Here is a 10,656-nt window from a genome sequence, read left to right as displayed (position 1 = left end):
GCCGCCTGAGATCGCCATGTCGGTAGCGGATCTCCAGCCCATCCGCTGGTAGCACGAGAATGCGTCGGGTCCGGTACTCGGGTCACTCAGCGAATGGAGCCGCCATGCCTCACAAATCGGGCTGCATCCCGAACCGCCGGCGCAGCCCGTTGACGTCCGGAAGCTCCCCGGCCTGAGCGATCTGAGCGCGAAGGCTGTCCGAGCGGTAGGTCCTTACGCCGCCATGGAGACGCGCAAGAAGTCCGGCCGCGAGCCGGCCGAACCGCTGGATCGAGTTCGGCACCGGCGCCGGTCATGATCCTGCGTCAAAACACATGCTCCAGAATCACTGTTAGCCCGGAGAATAGCCTCGATTCCACCTGCCCCGTTGACACCGCGGAGCTGATGAGGGCCAACGCTCCTTGCTCGTTTTGGTAGATCTCGATGCTGTGCTCCATCGGATCGACAATCCAGTACTCCTTGACGCCGCAGCGCGCGTACACGGATTTTTTGTGGCGCAAATCATAGTACGCCGTGGAGGGCGACAGGATCTCGATCACGAGGTCGGGCGCCCCTTCGATTTTCACCTCCCCGATGATGCTAAGCCGATCCTGGGCAACGACGATGATGTCGGGTTGGTAAACCTCCATTTCTCCGAAATAGACATCGGTGGGAGCAAGAAACACCTCGCCAAGCCGGTAGGTCTTCTCTATAAACTCGACGAGTAAAAACCCGAGTTGCTTCGAAACCCGCTGATGATAAGTATCAGGGGTTGGGGTCATTACAAGGCCGCCATCGATGAGCTGATACGGCACACCTTCGGGCAGTGCCGCGTAGTCCGCATAGGTGTGACTCGTTTTCCCGCCGTGAGGCGCTGGAGTCGCCATGACGCTTGCTCCGGATACGAATGAGTAGAAGGAACCCGCTAACGCTTTAAGCATAATCGATTATTACCAGCATACCATCTGGAACGAGAATCCTGTAGCGCGATGCGCCATCCTCTTTCAAAGCCGAGGGGGCGGGCACAGGCTCGAGGTGTCGCACTAACGGCAAAGGGCGTAGCGGGTCACGAAGAAAAGGCCAAGAAGAGTAGCGGTGACAGCTGGTGGGTCGTATACGTAGTAGTAGCCATTCTTTTTGGCGGATGGTCGCTACTCAAGGATGGTGGGTCTGCATCGCGAATCACTCAATCTTCTAAGCCTCCCGTCCACAGCGCTCCCGCAGACTCCTCTTATGATGCGTTACTTGCGTCCTACGAAAGGAGATTTCCACAGATGAATCTGATTCACCTCTATTCAATAAGCCGCTAACCGACCAGATTAAAGCCGAGATGAATGCACATCGCTTTTCCGGTAAGACGCTGGAAGGCACTTCGCCTCGCTGTAGGGGATTATTTGGAGCCATCAAAGCCCTCGCGGTCCGCAGCAACGACACAGGCACCGCCCGTTAATGTCACCTCGCACACAGGACGCTGTGAATTCAAGGCGGTCATGACTGATAAGGGCTATCGTGCTTGTGGTATCACACCACCCGCTGTCCGCTAATGTTATGCCCGCTCCGGTAGTGTAGAAGCCTTTTGTCGGCGTTCCGCAGAACAAAGTCTGGTCGTGTGCGCAAAGTCCTAACAACCGCTTCAGCTCGGTCTGCCTCAATTCCTGCGCTCCAGTGAGGAACGCGTGCTAGTCGCGTCGTAGCCGATCCGAGACCGCGATAGGGGTGGGATACCGCAGCACGATCACATACGAGGAGATGATAAAAGTTATTAAGGTCGTGATCTGAACCAGATATGAAATATCGTCGCCGACGAACTTCGATTCCGCCGCCAGCACCGCGATGAGGAGGGCGAATTCGCTGTTCTGGCCAAGCCGTACGCCGATTTCTTGCGAAATATCCGGTTGTTCTCCGGCCCGTTTTAACAGCTCTCGAAACACCCATGGCTTTACGACCAGTGTAGCGCCGGCAATCACTAGCGCCGGAACCATGAGGTGACCCAGCGCGCCCAGATCGAAGGCGGCGCCCAGGGAAAAGAAGAACAGGATCAGGAAAAAGTCGCGCACGGGTTTCAAGCTCTCAGCGATGTAGGCAGCGATCGGGCTGGTGGCCAGGGTGACGCCGGCGACGAAGGCCCCGATTTCATGGGACAATCCAAGAACATGGGCGAGCTGAGCGATGCCGAGACACCACCCGATCGCAAGCAAAAAAATATATTCATGGATCTGATCGAAGCGCGTGATGAGCCTTTCCATCACTAGGCGATCGAGCGCATAGGCGATCAGCACCAGCAGTGGAAAGGCTAAAAGCTGCATCACGATGTCAACGGCAAGCTGTCCACCTTTACCATATCCCTGCAAAAGGAGCAGTATCACGATGGCCACCAGGTCTTGGAGCAATAACACGCTGATGATGACCTGTCCGGTGTGCCGATGGTGGAGCGCCGTCGTCGGGAGCAGCTTAACGCTGATGATGGTGCTGGAAAACATGAGCCCGCAGCCAAGAAAGGCGGCATCCGCGGGGGACAATCCGAAGACGAGCCCCAAAGCGCCCCCTAGCAGAGCGAATACCACCGAGCTTAACAAGGTCACCCACAAGGCCTCACCGAGTAGACGCCACAGTTGTTGCGGGGGGAGGTTGAGGCCGATGAGATACAACAAGAACATGATCCCGATCGCCGCGACGTCCTCGATCCACGCGGTATCCGAGACCAGCCCGATACCCCACGGGCCAAGCACTACACCGAGCACGATGTAGGCGACCAGCATCGCCTGACGGGCGTAAAGAGCGAGCGTGGCTAGAAACGCCGCGCCTGTGAAAACGAGGAAGAGCGAAAAGACGATAGTTTCCCCCGCCATCTTTAGGCGACTCGTCCCGCGGCAGGCAAACTCGCCTGGACCCGGTTCCATTGTGCGTTCAGCCGGGCTTCGGAGACCGGGGTCGAGGTGCCAAGCTCTTGGGCGAAAAGCGAGACCCGGTATTCTTCAACCAGCCAGCGGTAGCGAATGAATTCCGGCGCGCTATCCTGAACCCGTAGTCTTTCCAAGCATCGATTCCAGGGGATAGTGATCGAGGCGGCGCGTTGTTGATCTTTTGAGAAATCACGCTGGAGCCGCTCTAAGCGGAGACCAGCGGCCTTGAGAAAACGCGGTAGCTCGGGCAGCCAAACGGCGGGCGTGGCGGAAACAAAACCGGGGTGGACGAGATAACGCAGTTGCTCGCGCACGTCCTCTTGCGCGCTCGGATGGGCGCCGGCGAGCTTCTTCTGAACGGCCTGCCACTCCGCTAAGACGGCGAGCACGAGATCGACAAGGCCGTCAAAGGTTTGAATTAACTCTCCGCTCCCCTGCGCTAATCGCTTTCGGAATTCGTCTTCCGCCCGGATCTCGGCAGCCGAACCCAGAAAGGCGCGATCGATAGCGGCATCGATGAGATCCCGGAGTAATGCGTCCCGACTCCCGAGCGGCCGGTGCAACAAGACCGCTTTCTCGATCCGTGGCGTTGTTTTCTTCAGATATTTGATTTGCTGGGGTAATTCCAGGGCGAAACAACGCCGCAAGCCGGGCCTATGCTCGCGCTCGGCGCGCTCCTCAGAGTCGAACACCCGGATCGCTACCGCGTCCTGGCAATCCACCAAACCTGGGAACCCGCGTAGGGAGACACCGCCGGAGCTTGTTTGCACCTGCCGCGGAAGCTCGCCGAAATCCCAGCGGGTGATGCGCTCGCGTTCGAGCGTCCAGTTCGCGCAAAACGCCGTGCGCGCCCGATCGCCGAGCTGGCGTTGCAGCGGGCCCAGCCGTCGGCCTTCCCCGAGCATCCGCCCGTCGCCATCGACCACGCGAAAATTCATCCGCAGGTGCTCCGGCAGCCGGCTAAGGTCCCATGCGTCATGAGGGATCAGGACGCCTATCAGACGCTTAAGCTCCGTCGCCAAGGCCTCTGTTAACGAGCCGCTATTCGGCCGCAACGCAGCGGCGCACGCGTTGGCATAGTGCTCGACCGGTATGAAATCCTTGCGGAGCGCTTTAGGCAACAGGCGAATGAGCGCCGCGATTTTCTCCGGCAACCAACCTGGAACCAGCCAGTCAAAAAATGATTCTTGGACTTGATTTAACACTATGACCGGGAGCGTGACGCTCAGCCCGTCGGCGTCATGCCCCGGTTCGAATCGATAGCTTAAAGCCAGTTCGGTACCATCGATCACGAGCCGCGACGGATAGCTTTCTTCGGTTTCCACACTGGTACCCATGAGCATGCCGGTGTTGAAAAAAAGATGGCTCGGGTTATCCCGTTCCATCCCGGCGCGCCAATGTTCGAAGCTCGCGACGCTAGAGACGTCCGGCGGGATCCTCTGATCGAAAAAATCGTAACGCGCCTGCTCGTCGGCCAGCAGATCGAGCCGCCGTGCGCGCTGCTGGAGTTCCTCGATGTCCGCGATCAACCGCCGGTTATGCTCCATGAAAGCCGCGGCCGATTCATACTCTCCCTGAACCAAGGCCGCTTGAATGAACAACCGGCGTGACTCGACCGGATCGATCGCGGCGTAGTCGACCTTGCGGTTCGTGATTAAGGTCAAGCCGTATAGCGTGACGCGCTCATAGGCGCTGCAGCGTCCCGTCTTGCGCTCCCAGTGCGGTTCCGAATAACTGCGGCGCACCAAATGGCGCGCGGCGTGCTCGATCCATTCGGGCTCCACCCCAGCGGCAGTCCGGCCATATAAGCGCGAGGTGTGTACGATCTCCGCGGCGACAATCCACGCGCCCGATTTCTTGAATAATGACGAACCCGGGAACACGTGAAATTTCGCGCCGCGCACGCCGAGGTACTGGTTTTTCTCGTATTTAAACCCGACCTGATCCAAAAAGCCCGTGAGCAAGGCCTTATGCATCGCATCGTAATCGGCGGGCGCCGCGTTGGTCACGAGACCGAGATCGTGCGCCAATGCCCGCAGTTGGCCTTCGACTTCGATCCACTCCTGCATGCGAACCGGTGAGACGAAATGAGTCTTGCACACAGTCCGCAGCTTGTTTCTGGAGAGGTGGCGCGCTTGCTCACTATAGAATTGCCAGAAACGCAGGTACCAAAGAAAGTCCGAGCGCGGGTCTGCAAATAGCCGCTGCGCCTCGTCGGCCGCATCGCGAGCATCGAACGGCCGCTCGCGCGGATCTTGGATACTTAATGCGCTCGCGATGATCAACAATTCCGCGAGACACTGATAGTCATGCGCACTCAGAATGATCCGCCCGATACGCGGGTCAACCGGAAACCGCGCAAGCTGCCGCCCCAGCGCCGTAAGGCTCTTGGCGGCATCGGTCGCACCGAGCTCTTCCAGCAGTTTGTAGCCCGCCTTGATCGCGCGGCTGTCCGGCGCATCGAGCAACGGGAAGCGCTCAAGCTCCTCCATTCCCAAGGCGCGCAGCTTGAGAATCACCGCCGCCATGTTGCTACGCAAAATCTCCGGATCGGTATATTCCGGCCGCGCCTCGTAGTCTTCGCGTGCGTACAGACGAATACAGATCCCGGCGCTCAAGCGTCCGCAACGCCCCTTGCGCTGTTCCGCCGAAGCTTGCGAAATCCTCTCCGTCAGCAAGCGCTGGACCTTGGTATTGGGATTAAAGCGGTTGATGCGCGCGAGCCCGGTATCGATCACATAGCGGATACCCGGTACCGTGACGGAAGTCTCCGCCACATTGGTGGCCAAGACGATGCGGCGGCCGGGGTGGCCCGTGAACACCCGGTCTTGCTCGGCGGCGCTCAGGCGCGAGTAAAGCGCTAAGATTTCGGTCATGCGTAGATGGCGCAAACTCTCCGCCGTATCCCGGATCTCCTTTTCCCCGGGAAGAAAAATCAAAATGTCTCCCGGCGGCTCGCGCGACAGCTCATCGACCGCGGCCACGATAGCTTGCCCCAGATCGCGATCCTCCGCGCCTTCCTCGTGGTTCTCTGGCGGCCGGTAGCGAAGCTCCACCGGATAGGCGCGCCCGGAAACTTCAATGATCGGCGCATCGTTGAAATGCCGCGCGAAGCGCTCGGGATCGATGGTCGCCGAGGTCACGATCACTTTGAGATCGGGGCGTTTGGGTAGTAGATCTTTTAGATAACCCAGCAAGAAATCGATATTGAGCGTACGTTCGTGGGCTTCGTCGATGATGAGTGTGTCATAGGCTTCAAGCTGGCGATCGCTTTCGATTTCCGCGAGCAGGATCCCGTCGGTCATGAGCTTGATATAGGTCGCGGGTCCGGCGCGGTCGCGGAAACGCACCTTGAATCCGACCGCTTGCCCGACGCCGACGCCAAGCTCCTCGGCAATCCGGGAGGCAATGGTCCGGGCGGCGATCCGGCGGGGTTGGGTGTGGCCGATCATGGCGCGTATACCCCGGCCCAAGGACAGGCATAACTTCGGTAGTTGGGTCGATTTTCCCGAGCCTGTCTCGCCGCACACGACGATAACCTGGCGCGACGCCAGCGCACTGGCGATATCCTCGACGCGCGCGTAGATCGGCAAGGACTGCGGAAATTCCACGCGCGGGCAGGTTTCGGATCGCCGCCGGGCGGTATCGATCGATGCCTGTATCTGCCGTTCGAGGGCGCCGAGCGCGTTCGGATCCGCCCCGCCGGCCGCTTGTGCGGCGCGCACGCTCGTCAAGCGGCGTCGCAGCGGACGCTGGTCGCGCAGCATGCATTGCCCGATGGCTGGATCCAAGCGCTCAAGGGCTTCCATAATTTGGCTCGTCGCCATAAAGCCACACCGATCAGTGGATTCAGATAGGCATGTTTCGCGCATATAATCCCGCGTCATCAGTCAAGCAACACGCCCGTTCCCGATAGCTTTATTTAGTTTGATAAACTAACCTAGTTAAAATTACCCCCCGCCAACGCTTTATAACAAAAGTCTAAAGCCCGGTCGATTGCCCACGATGCCAGTACGGTTCGAGCTTGCCGGATCACAGATCATCGGCCGCCGCAATTCTCAGGAAGATGCGTTTCTAATCACGTATCTCAGCGAGAAATCGGATGCCGGCGCCGACGCCGTCCTGATCGTGGCCGACGGCATGGGCGGCCATGCGGCTGGTCATCTTGCCAGTAATCTCGCGGTACAGACCTTCAATCGGCACGTGACCACCCACTATGCCGAAGGAGATATTCCAGCCCTACTCCACGAAGGGATAGCGCACGCCAACAAAGTCATCGGTGACACCGCCAAGGAAATGAGCGCCCTGCAAGGCATGGGATGCACCTTGGCAAGCGCCGTATTATCAGGTTCTCATCTCTATTACGTGAGTGTCGGCGATAGCCACATTTACCTCTTGCGCAATCACAAACTGACAAAGGCCAACGCCGATCATAGCTACGGCGGTTTTCTGGACCGCATGGCGGCTTTGGGCCAGCCCGTGGAACCCGAACCGGGGAGCTCCAGAAACATGCTCTTAAGCGCATTGACCGGCGAGGATATTTTTGAGATCGACTGTCCCGGCGAGCCGCTGGAGCTCCTGCCGGGCGACAAGGTCATCCTCGCCACCGACGGTCTCGATACCCTAGCCGAGGATCAGATCGCGGCCCTCAGTGCCGAGGCAACATCAGCGAATCGCGCGGTGGACGGGTTGCTCGAAGCCGTGGATAAAGCCAAAGCAAGACACCAAGATAACACCACCGTGCTCACCATCCACGTTCTCGAACGCACGGAGCCGGTAAAAAGCGCGCCTCGCCCCTCGATTCAAACCAAAGCCGTCACGCTCCCCGCGCTACCGGCGACCGAAGAAATACCGGAAGTGAGCGCCCCGCAACCGCGGCGGGCCCGGCCGGTAGTCGTCATAGCCGGCATCGCAGCGGTCTTGGGCTTGATCGCGGTCTTACTCTTCAAGTATGCGCAAGACCTCTTTCCTCCCGAAGCGGCGCCGCCCGAGCCGGTGGCTATGGATCAACCGGCCGCCGGTGAGGGGCTAGCGCCCGGCTTAACGACGCCGGAGATCGATCGACCCCAAGCGGGTTCGGACCGGGATATTGAAACGGATCCCTCGGCCGCCGAGCCAAGCGAATCAAGCGCGACGGTACCTCTCGCCGCACCCGAGGTTTTTCGCGACTCGCTGGGCGGCGGCCGCCAGGGACCCGAGATGGTCTGGATCCCGGAGGGTTCCTTGCCGATGGGAAGCACCAAAACCGCGGCGGCGGCCGACGAAGGCCCGCGGCATCAAGTCGCCGTCAAACGCTTCGCGATGAGCCGTCACGAAGTCACCTACGCCGAGTATGCTCCGTTCGCACGGGCGACACGGAGATCGTTGGGCAACGGTTCCGCACGAACCGGCGATCGAACGCCGGTGGTCCTCGTTACTTGGAACGATGCCGTCGCCTACACGCGCTGGTTGGCGCAGGCGACCGGACATCGTTACCGGCTCCCCACGGAAGCGGAATGGGAATATGCCGCGGCGGCCGGTACGCAGACGCCCTACTGGTGGGGTTACCAGATCGAAGAAGGTAGGGCGCACTGCTATGGCTGTGGTAGCGATCTCACTGCTCAACAACCGATGCCCGTCGGCAGCTTTAAGGCCAATCCGTTCGGTCTGCATGATACCGCCGGGAACGTATTGGAATGGGTACAGGATTGCTATCATCCGTCGTACACGGGCGCTCCCACCGATGGGAGCGCCTGGGAGACGCCCGGGTGTAGAATGCGAGTGGCCCGCGGTGGCGCCTACAGCACGCCGGCGAAATCCCTGCGCTCGAGCAAGCGCTTTCGGCTCAATGCCGGCGGCCGTTACGATGATGTCGGGTTGCGCGTCGTCCGCGAGCCTTAGTGCCTGTTTCCCAAGGGTTATTCAGCGCGACCTGGCCCGAAAAGAGCCCCGGGTAACTTTACCCACCCGCTGGGGTCGAATTAGCGACAAATAGCGAGATCCGCACCATGCAAAGCGACAAGCGAAACACACGCTTCAAGTACATCCTTCTCTGCGCGTTGGCTTCCATTTCCATGGCAGCCATCGCCGGCGATCGAACCGGTATTTCGGTATACGGATATAGCACCGATCAGGGTTACCAGCGCCAAATCTACGGCGGGGACAATGGTGGCGCCTACCAAGGATATTACCAACAACCACGTCCCTATTATTCTCCTTCTCCCTACGGTGGGTATCAACCGCCCTATAAACGCGGCTACTCTGAAGGTTATCACGACGGGTACCATCAAGGGCAGCATCAACCGCGCAAGCCCAGGCACGGCACATGGTTCGGTAATCGGCGCTATAAGAATTGAGCTCGGATAATCCCTTAGCGAGCCGCGTGGAGGGTCGCGATATCCGAGCGCACGCGATAGAGGAGCCAGAATACGGGTAGGGAGACAACGAAGGTAACCAGAAAAAAATTAGCCCACCCGATCACCGCAACCATTTGCCCCGAGGCGGGACCAACGAAAACGCGGCTCAAGCTCGCGATGGCGGACAGCAAAGCATATTGCGTGGCTGTATAGCGCGGGTCGCACAGTCCCATCAGCAGCGCCACGAAGGCGGCGGTTCCCATACCGCCGCTCAGGTTTTCGAGCGCGATGACGAGGGCTAACAGCGCGTAGTTTTTTCCTAGCCAGGCAAGCGCGCAAAAACCGAGGTTGCTAACGCCCTGAAGCACCGCGAAGGCGACCAGCGAGCGGTACATTCCCCAGCGGATCATCAAGGCGCCGCCCAAGGCTACCCCCAACAACGAACAGCCGAGCCCCAGCCCCTTATTGATAATGCCCACATCGGATAGCGTAAATTTCATCCCGCCGATGAGAAATGCCGTCGTCAGGGAACCCGCGAAGGCATCGCCTAATTTATACAAGACGATCAGCACGAGCAGCGCCAGAGCATTGGTGCGCGAGAAAAATTGCCTTAGCGGCTCCGCGATCGCGTCAAGCATCCTCGCGGGCGCGTCGGCGGGCCGCTCCGGCTCTTCGCTCCAGAGGGTCGCCACGACGCCGATCAAGATGAGCGCCGCCATGGCAAGATAGGTCATGCTCCATCCCATCCGATCCGCTATGATCAAGGCGAGCGCGCCTGAAACCAACATGCCAATCCGATAGCCGATCACCGACAAGGCCACCCCCAGGCCGCGCTCTCGGGCGCGCAATACATCCGCGCGGTAGGCGTCGAAGGCGATGTCTTGGGAGGCGGAGAGAAATGCGATGGTCAGCGCGGCGAAGGCCAGTAAGCCGATATGCTCAAGAGGGTTAAGGCGGGATAAGAATCCGATGGCAATCAATAACACGACTTGCGTCGAGATGAGCCACCCGCGCCGGCGGCCCAGAAAATCGGGGGTGTAGCGATCCATCGCCGGCGACCATAGAAATTTCAGCGTATACGGCACTCCGATGAGGGAAAAAAAACCGATTGCCTGAATATCCAGGCCCGCCACCGTTAACCAAGCTTGCAGGGTCCCGGAGGTAAGCGCGAGCGGCAGCCCGGAAGCAAAGCCCAGAAAGGGCATCGTCATCAGTCGCCGGTTAAACATAGCACGGGGATCGCGAGATCGAAGCTGTCCTCGGGCAAAAAAGCATTTTTTGAGGTGCCCGTAATGCGTTGTTATCTTTGGGGCTAGCCCGCATTTCTCACCAATGTGTGGATACATGGGCTAAAGGCATTGATGAGGACATCAGAAAAGAAGGCCGCTTGAATTAGCCGCTGCGGTCGAGACGCCAACAGGACAAATCGAGTAACTCAT

7 protein-coding genes are annotated in these 10,656 nt (G+C 59.3%); 2 read left to right on the top strand and 5 right to left on the bottom strand.

The features are described from left to right. Positions 1-109 precede the first annotated feature (109 nt). The 4 genes from M3436_00035 to hrpA form a co-directional block, all read right to left on the bottom strand. Positions 110-283, bottom strand: coding sequence for a hypothetical protein (locus tag M3436_00035; GenBank protein MDQ3562579.1), 174 nt, complete (start codon positions 281-283; stop codon positions 110-112). A gap of 22 nt (positions 284-305) precedes the next feature. Beyond that, positions 306-866 carry a Uma2 family endonuclease gene (locus M3436_00030; GenBank protein MDQ3562578.1) on the bottom strand — a complete coding sequence of 187 codons (561 nt, stop codon included), beginning with the start codon at positions 864-866 and terminating at the stop codon, positions 306-308. A 792-nt stretch (positions 867-1,658) separates the two neighbouring features. Then, a complete protein-coding gene (locus M3436_00025) occupies positions 1,659-2,828 on the bottom strand; it encodes a cation:proton antiporter (GenBank protein ID MDQ3562577.1) in 1,170 nt (389 codons plus the stop codon). Positions 2,829-2,830: 2 nt separating this feature from the next. Next, positions 2,831-6,691 (bottom strand): ATP-dependent RNA helicase HrpA, encoded by a 3,861-nt coding sequence (hrpA, locus tag M3436_00020; protein ID MDQ3562576.1) that lies wholly within the window; start codon positions 6,689-6,691, stop codon positions 2,831-2,833. Between the two features lie 196 nt (positions 6,692-6,887). Here hrpA and M3436_00015 point away from each other — a divergent pair, with 196 nt between their 5' ends. Next, positions 6,888-8,762 (top strand): SUMF1/EgtB/PvdO family nonheme iron enzyme, encoded by a 1,875-nt coding sequence (locus M3436_00015; GenBank protein ID MDQ3562575.1) that lies wholly within the window; start codon positions 6,888-6,890, stop codon positions 8,760-8,762. Positions 8,763-8,869: 107 nt separating this feature from the next. Beyond that, the gene (locus M3436_00010) at positions 8,870-9,217 is read left to right on the top strand and encodes a hypothetical protein (GenBank protein MDQ3562574.1); all 348 of its coding nucleotides are present in this window, start codon (positions 8,870-8,872) and stop codon (positions 9,215-9,217) included. A 14-nt stretch (positions 9,218-9,231) separates the two neighbouring features. Here the strand turns inward: M3436_00010 and M3436_00005 are convergent, their stop codons facing one another. Next, the gene (locus M3436_00005; GenBank protein MDQ3562573.1) at positions 9,232-10,428 is read right to left on the bottom strand and encodes an MFS transporter; all 1,197 of its coding nucleotides are present in this window, start codon (positions 10,426-10,428) and stop codon (positions 9,232-9,234) included. Positions 10,429-10,656 lie beyond the last annotated feature (228 nt).

The organism is Pseudomonadota bacterium, assembly GCA_030859565.1.
Taxonomy (GTDB): Bacteria; Pseudomonadota; Gammaproteobacteria; order JACCXJ01; family JACCXJ01; genus USCg-Taylor.
The sequence above is the reverse complement of the archived record's forward strand: the minus strand, read 5'-3'. Positions and strand labels throughout refer to the sequence as shown.

What these genes read in the sequence shown, in the direction of transcription:
- M3436_00030 (MDQ3562578.1), bottom strand. Translation starts at nt 866, where the DNA reads ATGGCGACTCCAGCGCCTCACGGCGGGAAAACGAGTCACACCTATGCG.
- hrpA (MDQ3562576.1), bottom strand. Translation starts at nt 6,691, where the DNA reads ATGGAAGCCCTTGAGCGCTTGGATCCAGCCATCGGGCAATGCATGCTG.
- M3436_00015 (MDQ3562575.1), top strand. Translation starts at nt 6,888, where the DNA reads ATGCCAGTACGGTTCGAGCTTGCCGGATCACAGATCATCGGCCGCCGC.
- M3436_00005 (MDQ3562573.1), bottom strand. Translation starts at nt 10,428, where the DNA reads ATGACGATGCCCTTTCTGGGCTTTGCTTCCGGGCTGCCGCTCGCGCTT.
- M3436_00025 (MDQ3562577.1), bottom strand. Translation starts at nt 2,828, where the DNA reads ATGGCGGGGGAAACTATCGTCTTTTCGCTCTTCCTCGTTTTCACAGGC.
- M3436_00010 (MDQ3562574.1), top strand. Translation starts at nt 8,870, where the DNA reads ATGCAAAGCGACAAGCGAAACACACGCTTCAAGTACATCCTTCTCTGC.